The 22,733-nt window shown below is 38.1% G+C and carries 28 protein-coding genes; 12 read left to right on the forward strand and 16 right to left on the reverse strand.

Annotation, left to right across the window (positions count from 1 at the left end):
• Positions 1-69 precede the first annotated feature (69 nt).
• Positions 70-615 carry a DUF2780 domain-containing protein gene (locus CXF79_RS03390; protein WP_101153965.1) on the forward strand — a complete coding sequence of 182 codons (546 nt, stop codon included), beginning with the start codon at positions 70-72 and terminating at the stop codon, positions 613-615.
• A gap of 67 nt (positions 616-682) precedes the next feature.
• Here CXF79_RS03390 and sodX read toward each other — a convergent pair whose 3' ends face one another.
• The 4 genes from sodX to CXF79_RS03410 are packed head-to-tail and all read right to left on the reverse strand — an operon-like array spanning position 683 to position 2,178.
• Positions 683-979: a nickel-type superoxide dismutase maturation protease gene (gene sodX / locus CXF79_RS03395; RefSeq protein WP_101153966.1), complete on the reverse strand. Its 297-nt coding sequence runs from the start codon at positions 977-979 to the stop codon at positions 683-685.
• A gap of 22 nt (positions 980-1,001) precedes the next feature.
• On the reverse strand, positions 1,002-1,505 hold the full coding sequence (gene sodN, locus CXF79_RS03400) for a superoxide dismutase, Ni (protein WP_101153967.1): 504 nt from the start codon (positions 1,503-1,505) through the stop codon (positions 1,002-1,004).
• Between the two features lie 25 nt (positions 1,506-1,530).
• Positions 1,531-1,713, reverse strand: a complete 183-nt coding sequence (locus CXF79_RS03405) for a hypothetical protein (RefSeq protein WP_101153968.1) — start codon at positions 1,711-1,713, stop codon at positions 1,531-1,533.
• 24 nt (positions 1,714-1,737) lie between these two features.
• Positions 1,738-2,178 carry a hypothetical protein gene (locus CXF79_RS03410; RefSeq protein WP_101153969.1) on the reverse strand — a complete coding sequence of 147 codons (441 nt, stop codon included), beginning with the start codon at positions 2,176-2,178 and terminating at the stop codon, positions 1,738-1,740.
• Between the two features lie 390 nt (positions 2,179-2,568).
• Between CXF79_RS03410 and CXF79_RS03415 the strand changes: the two genes are divergently transcribed.
• Complete coding sequence (locus CXF79_RS03415) at positions 2,569-3,045, forward strand: acyl-CoA thioesterase (RefSeq protein ID WP_011041301.1); 477 nt, start codon at positions 2,569-2,571, stop codon at positions 3,043-3,045.
• A 529-nt stretch (positions 3,046-3,574) separates the two neighbouring features.
• Here CXF79_RS03415 and CXF79_RS03425 read toward each other — a convergent pair.
• Together CXF79_RS03425 and CXF79_RS03430 are read right to left on the reverse strand one after the other, a co-directional pair.
• Positions 3,575-4,834 (reverse strand): glycosyltransferase, encoded by a 1,260-nt coding sequence (locus tag CXF79_RS03425; RefSeq protein ID WP_011041300.1) that lies wholly within the window; start codon positions 4,832-4,834, stop codon positions 3,575-3,577.
• Between the two features lie 304 nt (positions 4,835-5,138).
• On the reverse strand, positions 5,139-5,906 hold the full coding sequence (locus CXF79_RS03430) for an FKBP-type peptidyl-prolyl cis-trans isomerase (protein WP_011041298.1): 768 nt from the start codon (positions 5,904-5,906) through the stop codon (positions 5,139-5,141).
• 183 nt (positions 5,907-6,089) lie between these two features.
• Here CXF79_RS03430 and CXF79_RS03435 point away from each other — a divergent pair, with 183 nt between their 5' ends.
• A complete protein-coding gene (locus CXF79_RS03435) occupies positions 6,090-7,073 on the forward strand; it encodes a WD40 repeat domain-containing protein (protein ID WP_101153971.1) in 984 nt (327 codons plus the stop codon).
• Entirely contained in the window at positions 7,055-7,318 is a 264-nt protein-coding gene (locus tag CXF79_RS03440) for a SlyX family protein (protein WP_011041296.1), read from the forward strand. Before CXF79_RS03435 ends, CXF79_RS03440 begins: the two co-directional genes overlap by 19 nt.
• 180 nt (positions 7,319-7,498) lie before the next feature.
• On the opposite strand, the gene CXF79_RS03445 is transcribed toward CXF79_RS03440, so the two are convergent.
• Positions 7,499-7,702: a YheV family putative zinc ribbon protein gene (locus CXF79_RS03445; RefSeq protein ID WP_011041295.1), complete on the reverse strand. Its 204-nt coding sequence runs from the start codon at positions 7,700-7,702 to the stop codon at positions 7,499-7,501.
• A 202-nt stretch (positions 7,703-7,904) separates the two neighbouring features.
• On the opposite strand from CXF79_RS03445, the gene CXF79_RS03450 reads away from it, so the two are divergent.
• The 4 genes from CXF79_RS03450 to CXF79_RS03465 all read left to right on the forward strand — a co-directional run bounded on the left by CXF79_RS03450 (position 7,905) and on the right by CXF79_RS03465 (position 11,426).
• Positions 7,905-9,830, forward strand: a complete 1,926-nt coding sequence (locus CXF79_RS03450) for an ATP-binding cassette domain-containing protein (protein WP_101153972.1) — start codon at positions 7,905-7,907, stop codon at positions 9,828-9,830.
• Between the two features lie 56 nt (positions 9,831-9,886).
• Positions 9,887-10,627, forward strand: a complete 741-nt coding sequence (locus tag CXF79_RS03455; protein ID WP_011041293.1) for a tetratricopeptide repeat protein — start codon at positions 9,887-9,889, stop codon at positions 10,625-10,627.
• A gap of 78 nt (positions 10,628-10,705) precedes the next feature.
• Positions 10,706-10,843, forward strand: a complete 138-nt coding sequence (locus tag CXF79_RS03460) for a DUF3149 domain-containing protein (RefSeq protein ID WP_011041292.1) — start codon at positions 10,706-10,708, stop codon at positions 10,841-10,843.
• Between the two features lie 346 nt (positions 10,844-11,189).
• Entirely contained in the window at positions 11,190-11,426 is a 237-nt protein-coding gene (locus CXF79_RS03465; RefSeq protein WP_011041290.1) for a YheU family protein, read from the forward strand.
• 443 nt (positions 11,427-11,869) lie between these two features.
• Here the strand turns inward: CXF79_RS03465 and CXF79_RS03475 are convergent, their stop codons facing one another.
• From CXF79_RS03475 to nudE, 3 genes are all read right to left on the reverse strand, one after another.
• A complete protein-coding gene (locus tag CXF79_RS03475; RefSeq protein ID WP_011041289.1) occupies positions 11,870-12,667 on the reverse strand; it encodes a DUF1338 domain-containing protein in 798 nt (265 codons plus the stop codon).
• A gap of 477 nt (positions 12,668-13,144) precedes the next feature.
• Entirely contained in the window at positions 13,145-13,966 is an 822-nt protein-coding gene (gene cysQ, locus CXF79_RS03480) for a 3'(2'),5'-bisphosphate nucleotidase CysQ (protein ID WP_011041286.1), read from the reverse strand.
• A gap of 56 nt (positions 13,967-14,022) precedes the next feature.
• The gene (nudE, locus tag CXF79_RS03485; RefSeq protein WP_011041285.1) at positions 14,023-14,574 is read right to left on the reverse strand and encodes an ADP compounds hydrolase NudE; all 552 of its coding nucleotides are present in this window, start codon (positions 14,572-14,574) and stop codon (positions 14,023-14,025) included.
• Between the two features lie 126 nt (positions 14,575-14,700).
• Between nudE and yrfG the strand changes: the two genes are divergently transcribed.
• Positions 14,701-15,393, forward strand: a complete 693-nt coding sequence (yrfG, locus tag CXF79_RS03490) for a GMP/IMP nucleotidase (RefSeq protein ID WP_011041284.1) — start codon at positions 14,701-14,703, stop codon at positions 15,391-15,393.
• Between the two features lie 138 nt (positions 15,394-15,531).
• Here yrfG and CXF79_RS03495 read toward each other — a convergent pair whose 3' ends face one another.
• Complete coding sequence (locus tag CXF79_RS03495; protein ID WP_011041283.1) at positions 15,532-15,960, reverse strand: PACE efflux transporter; 429 nt, start codon at positions 15,958-15,960, stop codon at positions 15,532-15,534.
• Positions 15,961-16,046: 86 nt separating this feature from the next.
• Between CXF79_RS03495 and CXF79_RS03500 the strand changes: the two genes are divergently transcribed.
• The 3 genes from CXF79_RS03500 to CXF79_RS03510 all read left to right on the forward strand — a co-directional run bounded on the left by CXF79_RS03500 (position 16,047) and on the right by CXF79_RS03510 (position 19,326).
• Positions 16,047-16,922, forward strand: coding sequence for a LysR family transcriptional regulator (locus CXF79_RS03500; RefSeq protein WP_101153974.1), 876 nt, complete (start codon positions 16,047-16,049; stop codon positions 16,920-16,922).
• A gap of 192 nt (positions 16,923-17,114) precedes the next feature.
• Positions 17,115-18,044 (forward strand): LysR family transcriptional regulator, encoded by a 930-nt coding sequence (locus CXF79_RS03505; RefSeq protein WP_101153975.1) that lies wholly within the window; start codon positions 17,115-17,117, stop codon positions 18,042-18,044.
• A 106-nt stretch (positions 18,045-18,150) separates the two neighbouring features.
• On the forward strand, positions 18,151-19,326 hold the full coding sequence (locus CXF79_RS03510; RefSeq protein ID WP_101153976.1) for a BamA/TamA family outer membrane protein: 1,176 nt from the start codon (positions 18,151-18,153) through the stop codon (positions 19,324-19,326).
• Between the two features lie 271 nt (positions 19,327-19,597).
• Here the strand turns inward: CXF79_RS03510 and rplI are convergent, their stop codons facing one another.
• The 5 genes from rplI to CXF79_RS03535 all read right to left on the reverse strand — a co-directional run bounded on the left by rplI (position 19,598) and on the right by CXF79_RS03535 (position 22,650).
• Positions 19,598-20,050 (reverse strand): 50S ribosomal protein L9, encoded by a 453-nt coding sequence (gene rplI, locus CXF79_RS03515; RefSeq protein ID WP_011041279.1) that lies wholly within the window; start codon positions 20,048-20,050, stop codon positions 19,598-19,600.
• A gap of 17 nt (positions 20,051-20,067) precedes the next feature.
• The gene (gene rpsR, locus CXF79_RS03520) at positions 20,068-20,295 is read right to left on the reverse strand and encodes a 30S ribosomal protein S18 (RefSeq protein WP_011041278.1); all 228 of its coding nucleotides are present in this window, start codon (positions 20,293-20,295) and stop codon (positions 20,068-20,070) included.
• Between the two features lie 53 nt (positions 20,296-20,348).
• Positions 20,349-20,636, reverse strand: a complete 288-nt coding sequence (gene priB / locus CXF79_RS03525; RefSeq protein WP_101153977.1) for a primosomal replication protein N — start codon at positions 20,634-20,636, stop codon at positions 20,349-20,351.
• Between the two features lie 34 nt (positions 20,637-20,670).
• On the reverse strand, positions 20,671-21,102 hold the full coding sequence (rpsF, locus tag CXF79_RS03530) for a 30S ribosomal protein S6 (protein WP_011041276.1): 432 nt from the start codon (positions 21,100-21,102) through the stop codon (positions 20,671-20,673).
• Between the two features lie 192 nt (positions 21,103-21,294).
• Positions 21,295-22,650 carry a hypothetical protein gene (locus CXF79_RS03535; RefSeq protein ID WP_011041275.1) on the reverse strand — a complete coding sequence of 452 codons (1,356 nt, stop codon included), beginning with the start codon at positions 22,648-22,650 and terminating at the stop codon, positions 21,295-21,297.
• Positions 22,651-22,733 lie beyond the last annotated feature (83 nt).

Consider the following 22,733-nt stretch of genomic DNA (forward strand, 5'->3'; position numbering starts at 1 on the left):
AATTCCTGTAAATTTTTTCAGTAAGCATGTTAAAGTAATCTATTACAAAATTTTAACATGGAGTTAATCGTGAAATTATCAATTATATGCCTATCAGCCTCAGTTGCACTTATTAGTTTAGCTGGCTTAACCTCATTCACAGCCAGTGCCATCGACTTAGGCACCATTACTAAATCTTCATCTGAGCAGCTTAAAACGGCCGCTAAAGATATCGGTGTACCATTAGAAACAAGCGCTATGATCGGATATGCTGCGAAGCAATTAAATTTATCTGAAGCAACTGTAGCAGCTAGCTTTGGCTCACTTCTTAAAGTAGCGCAAGATAATTTATCCCCGGAAAACTTTTCTCTCATCAGCAAAGCTGTACCTGATGCACAAAGCTATGTAGAAAAAGCGCCGAAAGTAACTAAGTCTTCAATGAGTTCTTTATTATCAAGTGCTGGCGAAGCCGGTAAAAAAGCAGAGAGTTTAGATTACTTAAACTCAGCCTTTGACAAATTAGGCATTTCTAGTGAACAAGTACCTGGCTTAATCAATAGCTTTAGCAGTTATTTAGACAAGAGTGGTTATGAAGGCACTGCATCAGCCTTAAAGAAGGGTTTAAGCTTCCTATAAGCACTTGGTCGTTCTATATAGCCACGATTGAAAATCGCTGGCTATAACTCCCTCCACTCTTTTTTACCTATTTAGGCGGAAATACCCACAATACTTTTCCTTGTATTTGTGATTTGCCCACCGGGCCTAATTTCTCAATAGGCACGCTAGTTTTATGATGGCCCTTTAGCCAAAACAAACCATTTCTATCTACTTGCGCCAATGACTTAACAATGTAGCCATAGCGAGGGTGAAACACCTTGAGTAAATTACCTTCTTTTAAGTTAAATATTTTCAACCAAGGCACAACAAAAATATAACTGTTCTCTGGAATAAGAGGTGACATGCTCACCCCTGTCACTTTACAAAAATGAAAACCAAACATAATTTACTCTCGTATAAAATGGTTAACCCTGTAAGTTAGGATATATCAGGGATTCTTCAGGTGGATAGGGACAAATAGCGCTAAATGTAGCGACTTTCTTAGTTGCCCAAAAGATCTCAGCAAAACGGTTTACTTGCTGCAATAATATTTGCGCAGCCTCTTTACTGATATGCTGTTTTGCCTGTGAACTTGCTAACATAATGTTATGCACTAATTCATGTAACTCTGGAAATTGCGTTAATTGTGGCGCTTTAATGTAATCACCCCAAATTACGCTTATTTCTTCTTTCACTTTGATACCATGGTTTTCTTTTTGATTTACCAGTCTTAAAAATTCTGCTTGTTCATCTAAAGTAAGTGATGGTTTGGCTTTTAATTCATTGAGTAAGTCCACCATGCGAATGATAGTCAGTACCGAAATTTGTGCTCCGATAGGATCATAAATTTTACAAGGAATGTCGCAGTGCGCCATAACAACTGGAAAGTGTAGTTTTTTATCAAATTTAGCAATAATATCGTAAAGCATCATTCTCTCCTTCTATCATAGTTGCTCACCTTTTTGGGGCAGTGATTTCTTTAAACACCAGAACAACGGCGGCAACAATAACAGGCACTAGCCAAAGTAAGTTCACTAAACCTGAGCCAGAAGCACCATGATCATGTCCTGGGTGGGCAAGTAATGGGTTACTTAGTAATGTTCCCAAGCCAGCAAAAATAATAACAACTTTCTTCATCGTAATATCCTAATAGTAAGTAACCTAATGCATTACCGGTTGGCTAGCATTGACAGCAATTTCCATTTTTTTAAGCGATGACAAACATCCATCGCACGCACGCACGCACGCAGGGTATTTTTTACTAAACGCCAGCAAGGGCATTAACGTTATTTTTAATGTACGTAACGCAACAAACTTTAGATCATCACTGTATTGAGATTGCTGTGATAATTCCGTCATGCGTTGATGGGGAATTTGTAAATACCGGAAGGCTATTTTTGGTTGACCTAGCTCTTCATACAGAACAGCCAAATTATGAAAAACACTGATCCATGCCATGAGTAAGTTACTATTTTCAATATCGGCATGCCATTCATGCTCTAGACACTCAATGGCTTGATGATAATATTCTTCAGCTAAAGGTAACGACAGTTTGTTAAAACTATCGTTACCTTTTAATAGCAGTGATTGCCAAACTTCCATAGCCCACCAATACAAATGATAACCGTTCGCATTATAATAAATTTATTCTGTTGTGTAAAGTAGCAACTGGCAAAAACAAATTGGCTTGATATAAAAGCTAGCAGTGGCAAGGTGTGATAATCAAACTATCAATATAAGGTAATTAATCACTCTCAAAACGCGACCATTAAATAGCAAATGAAAATGCAATAGACTGTGTTTATCTGTAAAGGAAGGTTGATATTAAATATTTATGTTTATCAGCTAATTATAAATCCTGAAGTCACCCATATACTCACCTTATCAAATTTACTGACAGATATTATTTGCTAATTAACAACTAACAATATATTTTGAGCAATCTTCTTAAGAACCCCACAATTAAACACATTAACGATAAAGAGCACATTCATGAATGCACCACAACGTGACATAACTTTAAGATTTTTAGCCGAGCCACAAGATGTAAATTTTGGTGGTAAAGTGCATGGTGGCGCTGTGATGAAATGGATAGATTTAGCTGCTTATGCTTGTGCTGCTGGTTGGAGTGGTCGTTATTGTGTTACCGCTTATGCTGGTGGTATTCGTTTTGTTGCCCCTATTCATGTTGGTAGTTTAGTTGAAGTAGAAGCTAAAGTTATTTACACCGGTAACTCATCAATTCATATAGCGCTAGAAGTAAACGCTTGCGATCCTAAATCCTTAAACCGTCGTTTAACCACTCACTGCATTGTTATCATGGTCGCAGTTGATCAAAATGGTCAATCTGAACGTGTGCCGCAATGGCAACCTCAAACGGAAGCAGATAAAAAACAACATGAGTCCGCGGTGAAACTGATGGAAATGCGCAAACAAATTGGTGAAGAAATGCAAATTTTTGTCGATTAGACTCTAATACCAAGTCCATTAAGTTATTTCCCACTCAGCGAGAATTAAAAGGCTTAGAGGCAAGGCATTGATCGAAGAGAATGGTTATTCAGGAGAATATGCTCCTGCATTCTCTAATAAGCTGCATCCATGCAGCGTCCTTATCAAAACCAATAACGCAGTATGTAAGCCTTTACTTTTTATTAGGTACTCGCCCTTGGGAGCTTGTCAGAAAATCAATAACTGCACAAATTTGTTAGATATAGGATGACTATGTCAGCAGAAATTTTATTTGTTATAACTTCTCTGACATAACTCTGAGCTGGGAATGAATTTAATGGAATTGGTATAAGTCGCCACATTGAAATAACTGTTATGACTGTTATGCGTTGGCGGTATTATACTCTTTAGCCAACCGAGCTTTGCACTAGCAAAGTTCGGTCATAAAATTGTGTTTTAGCTTGTTTTGAACATTTGTCTTTAGCAAAACAGGACAGCGACTTATCCGAATACTTGAACTGTCTTTATAACCTGAAGTTCAATCACTATTTTATTCTTCTGCTATCTTCTCTTCGACTACTTTTAATTGCGTTTTGACATCAATCCACTGTGACATATATTGGGTACTTTTATGATGATGATGATTCAGCATGCTACCAATAAAATTCGCCTGTCTATGTGAGCTAAGATTAGCCTCCAGTTTTGATAAACAATCAGCTAACTCAGTTAAGACATTATTTTGCTGATACATTAACATGGCATTTTGTTGCCCTAAGTCACTAGAAACTTGCCAAGTGCTTTCATCTTGATAGAGTTTTACCGCAGCATCTGCAATGGCTTGTGGATCATTGGCTATTGCCCCAGCCCAAGGTAAATCAGTTTGCATGCTTTCTGCACCAATATCTGTCGTCACTGATGGCGTAGCGCAATACATAGCTTCGGCTAACTTGCCTTTAATACCTGCGCCAAAACGCAGTGGTGCTAAACACACTTTGGCACTTTGCATGGCAAGTACTGCATCATCCACCCAGCCTTTCACCAAGAATCCTGATTTTTCATCATGCAAGTCAGTCGCTTTGGGTGGCGGATAAGCACCATAAATATTGAGTTTCGCGTTAGGTAATTGTTTACGAATAAGTGGCCATACTTGCTGTTTTAGCCACAATACTGCGTCCCAGTTAGGCGCATGGCGGAAGTTTCCTATCGCCATGAAATCTTCACGCTGTTGAAAACTCGGGTTTTCTTGTGCTAACTGCGCATGGCTTAACATAAAGGGGCAATAGTGAATTAAGCTGGTATCGACTTTAAATAAGCGTTTTAGTAATGCCACTTCAATACTTGAAATCATTAAGCTGATATCAGAACGAAATATAGAGGCAACTTCACGCTTAGCCATGTCACTGGTAAGTAAGTCCTCATCGGTAATATCTCGTTTTAGTTTATAGGCTTGATGACGAGCATTGCGAAGACAAAATAAATCTTCGGTATCTAATAGTCGAAGCGCTTGTGGACATTGTTCACTTACACGCCAGCCAAACTGCTCTTCCATCATAAAGCGATCAAACATCACCGTATTAGGTTGTAACTCTTTAATAAAGTCATCAAAACTAGTGCAGTTGAGGCTAATATTTTCAACGTCAATATTTAAAGCGCGTAAATCGACCATGTGCTCAGTTTGTTGCGCGGGGCTGGCAAAGGTTATGTGATAGCTTTGGGATTGGAAAAAGTGGATTAACTGCATCATACGGCTACCTGCCGCTGAAGAGTTAGGCTCAGGCCATACATAGCCAATAATAAGAAGTTTTTTCATTTAAGTATTTTATACCAATTACAATCACTTTCAATGGCATAAATATACAATAACTTCGTTGCTTTCAATCACAATAGCCCACTATTGCTCAATCAAGCGCCTTGTTCTTGAACATTTACTCACATTGAGTCATCACTCATAGCTAATTGAATTGAATTTAATAAAGCAAATAATAAAGGCCAATGCTAAATATAATTATTCAAATGCAGGAAACAAAAAGCCACCAGTAAATGATTACGGGTGGCTTTAAATTGTTATCTAGTATTGATTATAGATAAGCGAAAGTATTATCTATAATAACTAACTAGTGAGCAGCGTGTTCATCAGCCTTTGGAGCTTCTTCTGCTTTTTGAATTTCTAATAATTCAATTTCAAATTGCAATACTGAGTTACCCGGAATACTTGGTGGGTTACCGTTAGGACCATAGGCTAAGTCTGAAGGGATAGTGAACTTGTACTTAGCGCCTACAGGCATTAATTGTACGCCTTCAGTCCAACCTTTGATTACACGATTAAGTGGGAATACTGCTGGTTCACCACGTTTGTATGAACTATCAAAGGTTTCACCGTTTAAGAAAGTACCTTTATAGTGAACTTTAACAGTATCAGTTGCTAAAGGTGTATCACCTTCGGCAGCGGTTAATACTTCGTATTGAATACCTGATTCAGTTACTGTTACGCCTTCTTTTTTAGCGTTGTCTTCAAGAAACTTAGCGCCGTCAGCTAGGCTAGATTCAGAAGCGGCGATTGCAGCTGCTTGCTGTTTTTCTTTCATGCTAGTATCAAGGTTCATCAATAAGGCTTGAATTTCTTCTTTTTCAATAACAGATTTACCGTCAATGCTGTCTACAAAACCGCGTACGATAAGCTCTTTATCTAACGTTAAACCTAGTTTGTCATGCTCTTCTAAGTTACGTTGCATGTACATACCAATTGAGGCACCTAAGCCGTAGGCTTGTTTTTGCACTTCAGTATCTAATACCGGTGCTTTTACTTCTTCAACAGCTTTTTCGTTACAACCAACAACGGCAAATAAGGCAAGGGCTACTAAGGTAGGCTTAAACAATTTCATTTATATCTCCATTTATACAATACAATTGGAGAGTTTCCCCAATTAAAAACTTAAAAATTATAATGTTATCTTGTAAAATTTAACTTTAAGGTAAACTTTACATTTAAGTACAGATAACACTAAACAATTTCAAAAAAGAACTTATACTAACGATAAATGCGCAAATAAAAAAGTATTAATATATTGTTAAATTGTAATTGGATTTTTCCGCTCGTCTTATTGACGACACTCACGGCTTGTAAGCCTGTAACGCAAGAACCACTGCAACGCTGGCAACAGTCTGTTGAAGGTGCCTATGCTGGTCAGATTTCTAGTGATGCCAAGTTTTCAGTCATCTCATCTATTCATCATGGTTTGAGTGTCTGGGATTTAGACAAGAACCAACGCATATATAACTGGGCGCAAGAACAAAACACCAGTGATAATTTAGTACTCTCTATTGATATTAGTGACAATGCTAGCCATGTACTGACAGCAAATAGAGATAACTTTGCCCTGTGGAACTTGCAATCAGGTAAGTCTGAAGGTTATTGGAAAGTGCGAGAGTCTCACATTAGAGATATAGCGGTCAGTAATAATGGTGATTACTTACTTATTGGAAAAAGCAACGGTACCGTGGTGCACGTTGCCGTTGATACCGGAAGACGGTTAGAATTTTTAGGTCACAAAGAGAAAATAAACTCGGTAGATATGCTGCCCAATGGCCGTGTAGCTATATCCGGTGGTAATGATTTTACCGCGTATGTTTGGGATACTCAATCAGGGCAAGTGGTTTATCAATTTAACCATAGCTCAAGGGTATCAAAAGTAGCCTTAGATGCTAAAGCTCGTTATGCCTTTTCTGCCGACAGTATGAAAGGTGCATATATTTGGGATTTAAAAACCGGTAAACGTATTAGTAGCCTGCAAGGTACAAAACGTCATGAGGTTTTTAGTACCGTACGTTTTTCTCCCGACGGTAAAACACTAATCACCGGCGCCGCTACCAGAAAAGTCAGCGTTTGGGACATTGCGACAGGTAAACGCCTTTCACATTGGTTTGTTACGCCTAAAGAGGCAAAAAGACCTACGGGAGCGGTTGTGTATAGTGTCGCATTTGGCGATAATAACGATCTATTAACGATAAGCTCATCAGGATATGTTGAATCATGGCCAATCACGAAATAACTTTAAGTGCGCACAGCACAAACGCCAACTATATTCAGCAACTGGAAGAACGAGTAGATTCATTAGAATCACGCAATGTTTTTCAAGACGATGTCATTGATCAATTAAGTGAAGAGTTAGCTGCACATCAACATGAAATTTCAGAGCTCAAACATCAAATTCAATTAGTGGCTAATCGTTTAAAAGATGCTGGTAGCTTATCGGGTGACGCCGAAGAAATTGAACCACCGCCGCCGCATTACTAAACAGATACTATTAACCCTAAATAGCTAAAAATGGTATTTGAAGCAGTATGGTTTAATTAGAAACTTTTAATTTGAGATAACAAAGCACGGAGTTGATGGCTATCAATGAGTGTTTTTAATGCGCTAAGGCGTTGTTTAATCACAACGCCTTAGCGCAATACCACAAAAAAATTCATGTTATCAAGGTTTAAATACACCAATCACCTGTTCGTTTTCACGAACAACCTTCTCAACTTGTTCTTCCGTTTGCACCATTTGTTCGCCACAACTCACACAGGTTACTTTTTCAACACCATTTTCTTTGGTTAGTGCCATAGTGTCCATTGCTTTACATTTAGGACAGACTGCGCCAGCGATAAATCTCTTTTTTAGGGCTTTGCTCATTGCTATTTACTACTTATTATTAGGCGCTGTTGTTTTTCGCTGATTGTTTCTTCAGCAGGAAAGTTCAACAGGCTCGACATTAAATCCAGAATTATCGCTATTTTACCTTGAATTGTGGTCATAGGAAAAGCGACAATGCATCAGCATTTTTTTAGTGGGTATTATCTCTGCCTCACTATGCCATTTTCCCGAGGAAATACCATTGATTATCGCCACAGACTTAAGTTTAGATAGAGGGGCTAAAAACCTAATAAAATCATCTAGCTTTACTATACACCCTAACCACAAGGTTGGCTTAGTCGGCAGTAATGGCTGTGGGAAATCCTCTCTTTTCGCTGCGCTATTAGGTGACTTATCACCTGACTCTGGCGATTTAGCTTTACCGACAAGCTGGGATATTGCCACCGTAAGGCAAGAAACACCTTCGTTAGAGCAAACGGCACTTGATTACGTGATGGATGGCGATAAAGAATTTCGCCAATTAGAGCACGAGCTTGAACAAGCCCGCATAATGGATAACGGTAACCTCGAAGCCACTATTATCAATAAAATAGATACCATCAGCGGATACAGTTTACCAGCTCGCGCTGGTGAGTTGTTGCATGGCTTAGGTTTTTTACAATCACAACTTGATAATCCAGTGAAAGACTTTTCTGGTGGTTGGCGCATGCGATTAAACTTAGCCCAAGCACTAATATCTCGAGCTGACTTGTTATTACTCGATGAACCGACCAACCATTTAGACTTAGATGCAGTTATCTGGCTACAACGCTGGTTAAAACGCTTTACCGGTACCTTAGTCCTCATTTCACATGACCGTGACTTTCTCGATACGGTTATTGGTCAAATATTACATATTGAGCATCAGCGCGCTAAATTATACAGCGGCAACTATACCGCTTTTGAACGTCAACGCCGCGAGCATTTAGCACAACAAGACGCACAATTTCAAAAGCAGCAAAAAGAGGCTGCACATCTAACCGCTTTTGTTGATCGTTTTCGTGCGAAAGCAAGTAAAGCAAAACAAGCGCAAAGTCGATTGAAGCGTTTAGAAAAGTTACCTGATTTAGCGCCTGCCCATGTTGATAGTCAATTTACCTTCAGCTTTGCAGAGCCTGAAAGTTTGCCCTACCCACTTTTATCACTTGATAAAAGCCAGTGTGGTTACCCTAAATCTGATCATGGTGAGCAAGCGATTATTCTAGATGACGTTGGCTTAACGTTAATACCTGGTAGCCGCATTGGTTTATTAGGTAGAAATGGCGCAGGTAAATCAACCTTAATTAAATCCCTTGCCGGTGAACTTGCCTTACTTGGTGGTGAACGATACTGCGCACAAGACTTAACCGTAGGTTATTTTTCTCAGCATCAATTAGAGCAATTGCATGCGCCATCAAGTCCTGTTGATCATATTTTACGTGCTAAACCTGCTTTAGGTGAACCACAAGCCCGAACCTTTTTAGGAAAGTTCGGTTTTAGTGGCGACCAAGCGTTATCACAAGTTTCAACCATGTCCGGTGGTGAAAAAGCGCGTTTAGTACTGGCTTTGATTGTTTTAGAAAAACCACAGTTATTACTACTTGATGAACCGACCAACCATTTAGATCTAGAGATGCGCCAAGCATTAGTGATGGCATTGCAAGACTTTGGCGGCGCCATTATTTTGATTGCTCATGATAGGTTCTTATTAGAGTCATGTGTTGATGAGTTTTACCTTGTGGCCAACGGTCGAGTAAGTGATTTTAGCGGTGATATTGATGATTACCAGCAATGGCTCAATGATGATAAAAAACAAGCGATTAAATCAATCAAAACCGATCAACAAAGCGGTGATAAAGGTTTAGATAAAAAACAACTTCGTCAGCAACAAGCGGAGCTAAGAAAAAAATCTGCCCCAATGCGCAAAGAAGCTGATAAATTAGAGAAAAAGGTTCATCAGTGGCAAGAAGAGCTAACCAAGATTGAAGCTTTATTAAGTGATAGCGATATTTATCAATCAGAGCGTAAAGCTGAACTAACAGACTTACTGAAAAAACAAGCTAACTTGAAAGGTGATATTGAAGAAAATGAAATGCTATGGCTTGAACTAGCCGAGCAGATTGAAGAGATGATGTCAGTCACTGATTGATTTTTTCATCTACACTTAGCCTATACTCGATAGTTACCGTTAGAAGAGGAAATATTATGCGTACTAAAATATTACTGCTTACCTTCACACTGCTAAGCAGTTTTTCAGTATTGAGCCAAGGTAATGACCTTGAGCAGGGAATGTATGAATTAAACCGAGGGGAATTTAAAGCGGCTATCGAGCAGTTTCGTCCACTGGTTAATGAAGGTTATGCTCCAGCCCAATATCAAATGGCCTTGGTATATCTTCACGGTTATTCTGTTCGTAAAGATAGTATGAAAGCACTGGAGTTATTTGAACTTTCTGCTGCACAAAACTACCCAGATGCACAATTTGAACTGGCCTTAATTTATTCAGACGGTAAGTTAGTAAAACAAAACCTTAAAAAAGCGTTTGAGCTTACTCATAAAGCGGCAAACAAAGACTTACCTAGTGCGCAATTTAATTTGGCAGTAATGTATGCTAACGGTACGGGGATTAAACAAGATGATTTTAAAGCATCGCGTTGGTATCAGCGTGCTGCAAATCAAAATTATGCCCTAGCTCAATTTAATTTGGCGTTACTTTATAGTGAAGGTAAAGGTGTAGAGAAAAGTACTGAACTGTCCTATGTCTGGAATACCATAGCATCATGGAACGGCTACCCTAATGCTGAAAAAAGTCGTTTAATGGATGAAAGAGATTTATCTAAGCTTAAAATTGAAAAAAGTATCGAAAAAGCGAATGATATCTATCAAAAAATAAGAGATCAGCAGGAAATGAAAGCAAAAATGGCAGAAAAGCAGAACTTCTATTGATCTAAATCAGCTTAATCATTGAGCGACTTAATTACACTAGGTATATCAACAATGACTTAGAAAATTATGGAGCTCAATATGAATTTATTATCAATGTTAACCAATGACCCAGTAGTGATGTTCTCTTTTGGCGGTATAGCCATTATGCTCGGTATTTGTGCCTTTTATGTTTATTACTTTATTAAGCATATTCAAGACGATAGTAAAAAAAATTAAGTATTATATCAACCACATTAATTCTCCTTATACAGGCTAGATAGATCTCAATTGTTATACTGTTAAGTAACAATGTTTTAATTTAGTCTGTTAAAATATTATTATGTTGTCGACAGGACTTTCAACAGCCAATTTAAGCCTTTAACTTTGTTATAAGGTAAATGCCCTTTTGAGCGTTGTAAACAAGCTGATAACGCCATCCCTGAAATAGAAATTCATACTGTTTACATTATTACTTTAAGCTCTCGGCTGACGCAATTTTTCGTGCAGTAAATTAATCCGTTTGGGATAAAGTGATTCAGCGGTACAATGACTATTCATTATTTAAAATCCTAAAGTACTCCTTATGATTATCCCCCTAGATCAACTATCACACGAAACCTTAACCGCTATTATTGAAGGCTTCATCTTACGTGAAGGGACTGAATATGGCGCTGAAGATGTGAGTAAGGAAGCTAAGATTGCTCAAGTGAAAAAACAACTTGAACAAGGTAGTGCGGTATTAGTTTATTCTGAGCTGCATGAAAGCATCAATATATTACCTAGCGATCAATTTAAGGTGGGAATGGAAGAAGAAATATAGATTGATGCCTACCATTCAATAACACTGATGATTAACTTTCTCAAGCTATCCGAATATAACGTCTCACTACAAAGTTTACATAAACAAACATAGCCATTAAAAAAGCCAGTAAATTATACCCTTGCTACCTCAAAATGCGGGTTTCAGGATGCCTGAGCGATTCATGCTCAAGGCGCATCTTTTTATTAAGGGTTGTTCCCTGAAAAACAGAGGTTACGAAGAGCATGATTTGCTCAGACATCTCCGTAGGGCTGGTTTAGAAACGCTTTATGCTACGTTATTGACTTCGATAAGGGAACAACCATTATCTTCAATCAAGATCTTGCCTAAAGGCGTTTCTAATTCCAGCTGAATCCTGCATCTTGAGGTAGCATGGGTATGGCACTGGCTCAATAATTTAATACTTTTATCACATTGCCAAAAAAGTGGAGTGAAAGGTTGAGCTATTTAGCATTGGTACTGTCGAAAATTTTATCTGCTGAGGCGGCAACAAATCCTGTGTACAGTTCACCACTTGCTAGAGGGTAGCGTTTAGCAAATTCATAGAAACAGCTTGGAATTTCCATTGTTTTATCAGAAAAATCTACTGGTGCTTTATCCGCAAGTGTCGATGATTGCTCTAATTTCACCGCTTCATCACCTTTGATTTCACCGCCATTAGCATTGAGAGCATAGCCAGCGTCCTTAAGTGTTGCATTGACTACTTCTATATCTTCGTAGTTAGCTAAGTGATTAATGCTCACGGTAAAGTGATTTGCACGGTAACCCCAGGCAGCTAACCATGCGGCATACTCACTAACATTTAGCAGAGTATCATAATCCTTTGAACTAATTTCCCACAAGCGACCAGCATAAAGAAAGTCAGCTCGGTCACTAACATCTTCTGGTAACTGTGCGATTAAGCCAGTGATAATGTCTTGTACTTCACTAGAGAATTCTTCAACACGTAATTCACTAATAAACACTTTAGGCATAGTGCTATCTGCATGCTCAAAATGTTTAGCATCCAGTTTTTTAGCCGAAAAATCATATTGGCCACATTCGGTGTAACCCAAAGCCAACAGTCCTTTAGCTAATTGCGCTAAATTAATTTTAGGATGGTTAAAGGTACGGTAAGCAACATGATCGTTAATTACATCATTGCCATTACCTAGTAATTGGTGAATTTTTTTTGCTGACGGAGTCACGCTGAGATATTGTTCCCAGATCTCATTAAAAAGTGCGGTTACTTGCGCTGCCATGGTTTTTCCTCTTACTTATTGAGTGGTTATATATTAGTGATACTAATTTAAGGGTATTAATTAAATATTAGTGGTTATAACTCAGACAATTAACTTTACAGATAAAAGTATTGATACAGGTAAAATTAATAGCTGAAATAGTAGCAGATAGCAAAACGGTCGGGAAAATAACAAAATGATATTTTGGTTGACAGCATGCGCCATCTACCAAAAATTTAGATTTGATCGATACTTTTAAAGAAGCAAGGACGACGTCCTGCTTGATGGTGAGATATATTTTTTTTTAATACGCTTGATAACATAGCTAAAACAAAATTACCTGATCACGAGAGTACGGGAAGTTGCCAGTAAGCTCACTTCGATGAATAGCGCTAATTTAGCACAAATCGTAAGCAAAACGAACCTCTTCATAACAACAGTAATGAAAGGCGATATTAGCCGGAATAATTTAATTTCATAATTAGATCTAGCTGTTTGTTATTCATAAACTTTTCTATGTGCTTTAATTATTTTTTGCCATGGAAAGTCTCTCGCACCTAAACTGACAAAATCAGGATTAAGTAAGCTTTCTCGTTTATTGTAACTTAAAGGATTAAACTCACTATCGATGATATCACCGCCGGCTTGTTCCAAGATACATTGACTAGCTCCGGTATCCCATTCGCCAGTGACTCCTACTCGTATATAACAATCGGCTCCACCTTCAGCGATAAGGCAGTTTTTTAATGAACAACTACCTAAAGCAACATAGTCATAATCATAGTCATTATTTAAATATTGTCCCATGAGTTCCAGCTGCTGACGACGACTAATGGCGACTTTAATACGACGGTTTTCTTGATACTCAGCGACACGAATTGCATGACTGGCTTGGCTATTATCTTTGAAAGCACCCAGATTTTTTTGACCATAATAGGTTAGGCAGTGATCCGGCGCGTGAATAACACCCAGTGTTGGCCAACCATTTTCAACGAGCGCGATATTTACGGCAAAATCACCGCTACCGATGATGAATTCGCCAGTGCCATCAATAGGGTCGAGTAACCAATAACGAGACCAATCTTTTCGCTCATTTAACTGCACAGTACCCACTTCTTCAGAAATAATAGGGATATCTGGTGTCAGTGTTTTGAGCTGATCCATCAAGATGTCATTTGCGGCTAAATCGGCACTGGTTACTGGGCTTTCATCAGCTTTGGTTTCTTCAGTATAGTTTCCTTGACGATAATACTTCATTACTTCTACGCCAGCTTTCTTTGCGCTTTCTAAAGCAATGCTCAATAATTTATCTTGGCTCATCGTTATACCTCTTTCTTCCTGCTTTAGTACTATGTCACTTTTCAAATTACTAAAGGTTAAACTGCAAGCAGGTCACGTACCAACATTAATGCTGCAATACTGCGTGCTTCAGTAAAATCTGTTTGTTGTAATAGTTCTTTATAGTCTTTAATGGGCCAAGACACCACTTCTAATGGCTCGGGTTCATCCCCTTCAAGTTCAGAACTGTATAGGTTTTTAGCTAAAAAGATGGTCATTTTGGCATTAAAAAAAGCAGGAGCCATCATCATTTCTGATATCTGATGCATTTGCTCGCTACCATAACCAATTTCTTCTTGGAGTTCTCGGTTGGCAGCCTGTTCTGCAAGCTCACCTTCGTCAATCAGCCCTTTGGGGAAACCTAACAAATAACTGTGCGTACCTGCACAATATTCACGGACCAATAATAGTGTTTCATCATCAATCATTGGCACTATCATCACAGCACCACGCCCAGAGCCCATCATGCGCTCATATTGCCTTTGTTCGCCATTACTAAAAGTAAGGTCGATTTGTTCAATGCCAAATAGTGCACTTTTAGCCACTTGTTGGCGATGAGTAATGATAGGTAACTGGTTTTCATCTGCCATAATTCTAGCCACATTGGTTAATTGCTTTTCCTTAGATATCACTATAATGACACGATAATCAATACTTTTGGAATAGCAAAATGGTATTATTTATTACACTGAATGTTTTTTTGAGGATTGGCTAAAATGGCGAGTATTAATTGGTCAGAAATTTCTACTGTTTTAATTGATATGGACGGTACCATTTTAGATTTACATTTTGATAATCACTTTTGGTTAGAACATCTGCCTGCGCGTTATAGTGAAAAAATGTCAATTTCACTCGATGCTGCCAAAGCAAAGCTCAAAGCTGATTATTTATCTGTTGTTGGTACGATTAAATGGTACTGCCTCGATTACTGGGCTGAGCAAACGCAAATGCCAATTACCGAGCTCAAACGAGAAATACAACATTTGATTCAATTACGCACTGACGCGAGAGATTTTTTAATTGCACTAAAAGCAAGTGGCAGAGATGTGGTATTAGTGACCAATGCGCATCCCGAATCATTATCATTGAAAATTGAACGTACTCAATTAGATCAATATTTTGATGTGCTTTACTCAACCCATGACTTTGGTGTTACCAAGGAGTCACAGTTATTGTGGCAACGTTTGCAAGAAAAGCATGGCTTTGATTGTGATTCGACACTCTTTATTGATGACAGTATAGAGATTCTTCAGTCTGCTCAACAATACGGTATTAAACATTTACTCGCGGTTGCTAATCCTGATAGTAAAAAAACAGCGAATGTCATTACCGATTTCCCTGCTATTACTAGCTTTGATCTATTAACAGCACAGCTGAGTAAAGAATTGATCAACAGCACCAGTAATTAGCGGCATAACTGATAGCTGCCAACAAAAATACATAGCATTATATTGCTCTTCATTGACACTGTTTTAATAGTACTTAAACAGTGTCAATGAGTCTCGCCCGTTCACAGAATTAGCAAGCAAAGCATTACTCACTAAGCTTTAACTATATTGCTCATTACTAATCAATCTTTTATAAGGTTGATATCTATCGTATAGCCAATTAAATATAAAAGTATAAATTAAAATAAACACTAAAAAGCCTGCCTCTAAAAAGGTTGCTTCGAGCCAAGTAATATTTAAATACCATGCTAATAACGGTAAAGTAATTAAAATCATGCCAAACTCAAATGTTATAGCATGAATAATACGTACCGTTAAACCACGTTCTACACGGTTATAGCCTGCTAATTTATCGAAAACGATATTGTATATATAGTTCCAAAACATAGCGAAAATAGATAAAGCGATACCTGCAATCGCCATTTTATCTGTTTCGTAACCAGCGATTAATACTGTCGTTGGTACAACTATCATTAGGGCAATAACCTCAAATAGAACAGCCTGATAAATTCGCTCAATGGTATTCATTTTTAATTTCTCTCTTTAGTGACCATGTGACTATTTTAATCTAGAATAAAGATATTAAATAACTATATACCATCGGTTAAAGCGATATGTTTAGTATTGAACAACTTCAAGCTTTTATCACAACAGTAGAAACAGGTTCCTTTTCTGCTGCCGCCCGTCGTTTAAATAAAGTTCAATCCGTAGTCAGTCAGCATGTAATTAATTTAGAGGTAGACTGTAATACCCTATTGTTTGACCGCTCAGGACGATATCCAGCACTCACAGAAGCAGGTGAAAAGTTATTACCACATGCGCAGGCAGTGATTGATCAGCATCAGCGTTTAAAAAACTCGGCTTTATCATTAACAGATAACACCCCAAAAGAAATAACAATAGCGTTAGACGAAGGGATCTCATTTAAACTCATCTCAGGCATTATTAGTAAACTACAAGATGAATTTCCAAATATCACACTAGAATTTTTAAGTGCCTCAAGTCCCGATATCATTGATATGTTAAAAAATGAAAAAGCTTTAACGGGCATTGTTTTTAGTGAACTAACCATTCCTAGTTATTTAGACTTTGAATGTATTGGTTCAATAAAGTTTGATTTATACGTTGCTAAATCTCATCCACTGGCAAACCAAGTATGTAAAAATATTGATAGCTTAAGACTGCATCGTCAGTTGCTTATTCGATCTCGAAATACACAATCAAGTAGTTTTCAGTTAAAGCTGAGCCCTAATGTTTGGTATGCTGATAATTACTTTCTTTTGCTTGAACTGGCATTACAAAGAAATGGCTGGTGTTTGTTGCCTAAGCATATTGCTAATGAATCTGTTGAAAGTGGTCAGTTAGTTAAGCTACCACTTGAGTTTGAAGAAATGGGGTGGCAGGCTAATGTCGATGTAGTTCAACATCAACGACACAGTAACTTAGCGGTGTTTAAAGTACTTAGGCTATTATTACGAAATCTTTTATAGGTAAGAGTATTTAAACCTCATTATCTGTTGCTAGTCTCTCTCTTTTACCAAGCTACAGATTGCTAATCAAAAAATAGGTGACTAATAACTTATGTGTTGAAGGGTCTAACTACTTTGATAAATATGCGTAATACGCATAATTTATATAGTGATGTATACTCCAATCATCACAGGGTAATGATTAGGTAAAAGATGGCTTTATTAGAGCAGAAGTTAGCACGAGTCGACCTTAACTTATTGGTGTCACTGAGTGTTTTATTAAAAGAAAAAAATGTCAGCCGAGCGGCTGAGCGTCTTTATTTGTCACAGTCTGCCATGAGCAGAACTTTACAACGCTTGAGAGATCTTTTCGATGACCCGCTCTTTCATCGCTCAGCTTCAGGGATCGTGCCGACAGAAAAAGCGCACAGTATTGAGGCTTTATTGCCTGATTTATTACAAAAATTAGAATCAATACTACACGATGACGATTTTTCACCTCAGACTTGTGATAAACATTTCTCTATCTCGTTACCATCGCTGACCAGCCATGCTATTTTTTTACCCTTAGTACAGGCTATAAATAATGAAGCACCCGCGGTGCAATTATCTGAATACTCAGCAAAGATGAGCTCAAACAAATCACTTGAATCAGGTTTTCTAGATTTCGCTATTCATATCGAAAAGCCAACCGATACTGCCTTTATCGCGACTTCTTTAGGAAAATTATCATTATCGATTTTTGCGAGAAAAAGCCATCCTCTCTCGGCACAACATAAAGTTGAACTCGCTGACTGCCTAACTTATCGTTTTCTTGAATTAAATGTAAATGAAGACTCTGGCGCTATTTTTACCAACCCTATTGATAGTATTCTACTCAAGCAGGACTTCAAACGTGATATACAATTAAAAACTAGTCAATTGAGTATTCTGGTTGAGTTATTAAAATCATCAAACACCCTACTGATAGCACCCAGTTTTTTTATACATTCTTCTACCTATAAAGAAGAGTTGGTCAGTGTTTATCAATTCGAGCAAACAGACAGTAATATGGTTGAATTATTTTTACTTCAGCATCAGCGCACAGTAAATAGTTCAGCACATCAATGGCTAAGAGATAAAGTATTGCAGCAGACTTTATAATTCATCCCTTGCTAATCATTAGTTTCTAGTAGAAGATTGCTGTAATAATAAGCATGTAGTCCAACGTCAAAGTCGGGATTATCACTAATACTTCAAAGAGTAGATCATGACCCTTTTAAAAAAAATCATCTCGCTTATTTTGATACCTCTGTCCTCATTCAGTACTTTTGCAGCTTCAGGAATTTTTACCGATAAACTCGATGGCAATCTTGATGCTTCACGTTACCTTTCAGAAAATGCTTATGGTTTTTTACCTGTGCCTATCATCATTACTGACCCAGCTGTAGATGGGGGTTTAGGCATGATGGGTTTGTTTTTTCATGAGTCAGAAGAAGAACAAGCAGCTCGATTAAAAACAATGCAAGATGAAAGTAATGATAGAGCATCACACAGTTTAATGCCGCCAAGTATTTCTGCCGCTTTTGGTGCTTATACAGGTAACGACTCTTATTTTATTGGAGGTGGTCACCTCGGTTTTTTCAATAAAGGTAGCATTCGCTATATGGGCGGCGGCGGTTATGGCGATATAAACCTTAACTTTTACGGCTTTGGTGATCTAACCCTACCTGCCCCCTTAAAAATCAACACACAAGCGACTGCGATAATGCAAACGCTAAAGTTTAAACTGGGTAACAGCGCTTTTTATTTTGGACCTATGCATCGCTACGTTGATGCGCAGGTTAGCATAGTCAACTCTGGTAAGATTCCAAGTAATTTACGACCAGCACTTTCTACTAACATTGTCACTTCTGGTGCAGGCCTAACATTGGAATACGACTCAAGAGATAATTTTTTTTCGCCTACTGACGGACTAAAGTACGAGCTGAATTACCTTTGGTTCGATGATGTTATAGGCTCGGATGTTGACTACACCTTAACTGAGTTAACCGCACTTAATTACTTCAAGATCACTGATCATTGGCGTACAGCGATTAGAGTTGAAGCTAATTATGTCGACTCTGAACAAATCTTACCTCCTTATGCGACACCCTATATTTCGATGCGCGGTATTCCAGCAGCTCGATATCAAGGGCAATCAGTTGCTTTATCAGAACTTGAAGTGGCATATAGAATCAATTTACGTTGGGAGCTGAGTGCATTTGCCGGCATAGGGAAAGCCAGTGATAGTTTTTCTGATTTTTCAGATAGCGACAGTCGTGTCAGTAAAGGAGCAGGATTTCGTTACCTAATTGCAAGGCGTTACGACTTTAATATGGGCATAGACATTGCCAAAGGCCCCGAAGATACGGTGTTCTACATCCAAGCAGGATCTGCTTGGTAAATTACTAGTTAAAATTCCCAAAAGCTTCGTTATTTTCATTCGGAATAGCGAACTATTACTCAATCAAATGCCTTACTCTTATAAATTTTTTCGTCGTAATTTCCTTCCCCTTAGTAAACAGAAGGCCCCATCTTTGTTAAGACAACGATTAACGGCATTACCATTATTCATCGACCAACTAGCAACTAAAAAATAGCCATAAAAAAATACCGCAATCTCTAGGAGAATGCGGTATTTTGTTTTATAAGCTAAGCAAATGCTTAGTTATAAATTATGCTTCAGCGATAACTACAACTTTGATGCTAGTATCAACATCGTGATGTAAGTGAATTGCGATTTCGAATTCACCTGTTTCGCGGATAGCACCTAATGGTAAACGTACTTCAGCTTTTGTAATTTCAACGCCAGCTTCAGTGATCGCATCAGCGATATCACGAGTACCAATAGAACCGAATAATTTACCTTCGTCACCAGATTTTGATGCGATTGTAACTTCAGCTAATGCAACAACTTTAGCTGCACGAGCTTCGGCTGTTGCTAATACGTCAGCTAATTTAGCTTCGATATCAGCACGACGAGCTTCAAAGTGCTCAACGTTAGCTTCTGATGCAAATACTGCTTTACCTTGTGGTAATAAGTAGTTACGTGCATAACCTGATTTAACAGATACCTTGTCACCAAGGCCGCCTAATTTGGCGATTTTATCAAGAAGTATTACTTCCATTTTAAACCCCTATTAGCTTACTTATGTAAGTCGGTGTATGGTAACAATGACAAGTAACGAGCGCGTTTAATCGCACGAGTTAATTGACGTTGATATTTAGCAGCAGTACCAGTGATACGGCTAGGAACAATTTTACCACTTTCAGTGATATAATTTTTTAAAGTTGCAATATCTTTATAATCGATAGATGTTGCGCCTTCCGCTGTGAAGCGGCAAAACTTACGACGTCTAAAAAAACGAGACATGGAGTTCTCCAATATGGTTTTATTTAGTTAACTATTTTGTTAGTAAATAAAGCCTAATTAATCATTTCAATTTGCTGAGCATGTAATGCTAAAAGCGGATTACCGTTTCTAGATTCGTGGCGATTTATAAAACCGGTCACTTTTACTACATTCCCTGCAATTAATTCACGAGTTAAGTGTGATAAATCACCTGTAGCAACTACTTGTATTCGGACAAATGCTTGTCGATTCATGCCAGCTTCATTTTGTATAGACTTATGGTCTATTGAAAACTGACTATGACTAATACCTGCAGGGCTGGTTGATTGCTTAGGGGTTCTCACCACCTCACCGATCAACACTAGGCAATTCTCTTGCGAGACAATCACAGATTACTTATTCTTCGCTAGCAGCTTCTTCAGATTTCTCTTCAACAGAGTCTTCTTTAGCTTCAACTGGCGCAGCAGCAACATCTTTCTTAACTTCGCGGCGATCGTCACGACGCTCTTCTTTAGCAGCAGCCATTGGCGATGCTTCAGTTACCGCGTCTTTAGTACGCATAATCATGTTACGAATAACAACATCGTTATAACGGAAAGCAGTTTCAAGCTCATCAATAACTACTTGTGGCGCTTCAATGTTCATAAGAACATAGTGTGCTTTGTGTAATTTATTGATTGGGTATGCTAATTGACGACGGCCCCAGTCTTCTAGACGGTGGATTTTGCCTTCAGCAGCATTGATCAAGTCTGTGTAGCGCTGGATCATACCAGACACTTGTTCACTCTGATCAGGGTGAACCATAAATACGATTTCGTAATGACGCATTACGAGCTCCTTACGGTTGTAGTCTCATAATCTGGCACAGCCAACACCAGTTGAGACAAGGAACAAAAGTTCAGGCTGAATTAAGGAGGCGTATTGTAGGGAAAACAACCTGTAAAAGCAAGCAATAACGAAGTGTTCTCTGCTTACCTAGAGAACAGTAGGCTGCACCTACCTTTGAAATTAAAAGTGCAGCTAGTTTATTGATTCAATATTGACAATTTCTGAGCGATTCAAGGTTATTTTAAAACGTTGTAAAGATTCTTCACCTTTACAGAAATGGCGTAAAATAAGATTAATTTGATAACGCTGTTCAACACCTTGGCTTGAGATTTTTTGCCCTTCTAAACTGTATAGTCGACCCGCTCCTTTTTTCAAAAAGCGGACAAAAGGGGTTAAATTGAAAAATGTTTGCTGCTGAATTTCGTCGTAACCAGGTAAGAACTCTTTAGCCATAACCTTATTGTCACAGCGAAAGTGCAATAATTGTGCAGCTTGCTTATTTTGTTGCCTGCGCTGTTGAAACAATGCATTAACCGATTTAGGTAAGTCTTTATTGCTTATGTACTCTAACCACAAAATTTGGCTCAAAATACGCTTTTTAGTGACGCTATGCGTAAATAGGTTTTGCCACTTAGGCCGACCTTTTTGAATTTTACGCCATATCAGGCTAGTTAAATCTTCTTTAAAAGTTTCCCGTAAACCATAAATAAGGCCCAAGAAAGCCACTAACGCAACCGTTACTTCGGTAAAGTTAGTTCGGGCATTAAGCACTAACAACATAACAAAAGCCATAATAACAGCAGTAACAACACCACGGACAAAACGTTTTAAATTAACATTTAAATACCGAGTTTTCCTCTGAAAGACCACACCGTATTCTATTAATCTTTGTAACAAGCGCATTTTGTTAGTAATGCGGTTAGCATCATCAAGAGTAACTTGTGAGTTATATTTATTTTCAATACGATAATCATTTTCGCTTCGACATAAACTTAAAAGTAGCTCGCGTTCAGCTGTGAATTCTGAGCTTTTAGGGCCTCGAGACAGTAACTTTAAGAAAGATTGTTCGATATGCCAACTTAAATAGTTATCTGCATTTTCAAAAAAGGAATTTAGCTTCTTATCGGAGGGCGTATAACGCCTTAACTTTTTAGTCAGTGAAAGAGTTTGCTCTGCCAATTCAACTGCCGCAGGATAAAATTCCTCTGCCGCTTTTAACTTTAATGTTTGCTTGATATCAGCATCGAGTGCTTTTTTAACTTGATAGGAGTACAAATTAAGGTTTAACCGATAATCACTTTGCTCACCTTTTTTTTGGCTGACAAAACGACTTCTGACTAAAGGCAGGTGTAGTTGGTCTGCATAGTAAGCACTATGATTTTTAATATTAGAATAGAAAAACTCTTCTTCATTTAGAGTACTGGGATTAATACCCATTTCAACCGGCAGTGAGAAGTACAGATCAATACGTTGATAATCTTGCGGTAATAACTGATGGCTAACCTTAAAGGACAAGTTTTCATCTTGGCTAAGTTTAGTTTTATTCACTCGTAAAAAAGATTCCTTATTTTTATGATGATTCATGATTAAAAACCATGAGCTAAGCATAGCAAAAACAAGGACTTTTTGGC

Origin of the sequence: Colwellia sp. Bg11-28 (assembly GCF_002836245.1) — a bacterium.
Lineage (GTDB): Bacteria > Pseudomonadota > Gammaproteobacteria > Enterobacterales > Alteromonadaceae > Colwellia > Colwellia psychrerythraea_A.

Coding starts and splice junctions, on each gene's coding strand:
- sodX (WP_101153966.1), bottom strand. CDS start 979: ATGTTTGGTTTTCATTTTTGTAAAGTGACAGGGGTGAGCATGTCACCT.
- sodN (WP_101153967.1), bottom strand. CDS start 1,505: ATGCTTTACGATATTATTGCTAAATTTGATAAAAAACTACACTTTCCA.
- CXF79_RS03405 (WP_101153968.1), bottom strand. CDS start 1,713: ATGAAGAAAGTTGTTATTATTTTTGCTGGCTTGGGAACATTACTAAGT.
- CXF79_RS03410 (WP_101153969.1), bottom strand. CDS start 2,178: ATGGAAGTTTGGCAATCACTGCTATTAAAAGGTAACGATAGTTTTAAC.
- CXF79_RS03415 (WP_011041301.1), top strand. CDS start 2,569: ATGAATGCACCACAACGTGACATAACTTTAAGATTTTTAGCCGAGCCA.
- CXF79_RS03425 (WP_011041300.1), bottom strand. CDS start 4,834: ATGAAAAAACTTCTTATTATTGGCTATGTATGGCCTGAGCCTAACTCT.
- CXF79_RS03430 (WP_011041298.1), bottom strand. CDS start 5,906: ATGAAATTGTTTAAGCCTACCTTAGTAGCCCTTGCCTTATTTGCCGTT.
- CXF79_RS03440 (WP_011041296.1), top strand. CDS start 7,055: ATGGCCAATCACGAAATAACTTTAAGTGCGCACAGCACAAACGCCAAC.
- CXF79_RS03445 (WP_011041295.1), bottom strand. CDS start 7,702: ATGAGCAAAGCCCTAAAAAAGAGATTTATCGCTGGCGCAGTCTGTCCT.
- CXF79_RS03455 (WP_011041293.1), top strand. CDS start 9,887: ATGCGTACTAAAATATTACTGCTTACCTTCACACTGCTAAGCAGTTTT.
- CXF79_RS03460 (WP_011041292.1), top strand. CDS start 10,706: ATGAATTTATTATCAATGTTAACCAATGACCCAGTAGTGATGTTCTCT.
- CXF79_RS03465 (WP_011041290.1), top strand. CDS start 11,190: ATGATTATCCCCCTAGATCAACTATCACACGAAACCTTAACCGCTATT.
- CXF79_RS03475 (WP_011041289.1), bottom strand. CDS start 12,667: ATGGCAGCGCAAGTAACCGCACTTTTTAATGAGATCTGGGAACAATAT.
- cysQ (WP_011041286.1), bottom strand. CDS start 13,966: ATGAGCCAAGATAAATTATTGAGCATTGCTTTAGAAAGCGCAAAGAAA.
- nudE (WP_011041285.1), bottom strand. CDS start 14,574: ATGGCAGATGAAAACCAGTTACCTATCATTACTCATCGCCAACAAGTG.
- yrfG (WP_011041284.1), top strand. CDS start 14,701: ATGGCGAGTATTAATTGGTCAGAAATTTCTACTGTTTTAATTGATATG.
- CXF79_RS03495 (WP_011041283.1), bottom strand. CDS start 15,960: ATGAATACCATTGAGCGAATTTATCAGGCTGTTCTATTTGAGGTTATT.
- CXF79_RS03500 (WP_101153974.1), top strand. CDS start 16,047: ATGTTTAGTATTGAACAACTTCAAGCTTTTATCACAACAGTAGAAACA.
- CXF79_RS03505 (WP_101153975.1), top strand. CDS start 17,115: ATGGCTTTATTAGAGCAGAAGTTAGCACGAGTCGACCTTAACTTATTG.
- CXF79_RS03510 (WP_101153976.1), top strand. CDS start 18,151: ATGACCCTTTTAAAAAAAATCATCTCGCTTATTTTGATACCTCTGTCC.
- rplI (WP_011041279.1), bottom strand. CDS start 20,050: ATGGAAGTAATACTTCTTGATAAAATCGCCAAATTAGGCGGCCTTGGT.
- rpsR (WP_011041278.1), bottom strand. CDS start 20,295: ATGTCTCGTTTTTTTAGACGTCGTAAGTTTTGCCGCTTCACAGCGGAA.
- rpsF (WP_011041276.1), bottom strand. CDS start 21,102: ATGCGTCATTACGAAATCGTATTTATGGTTCACCCTGATCAGAGTGAA.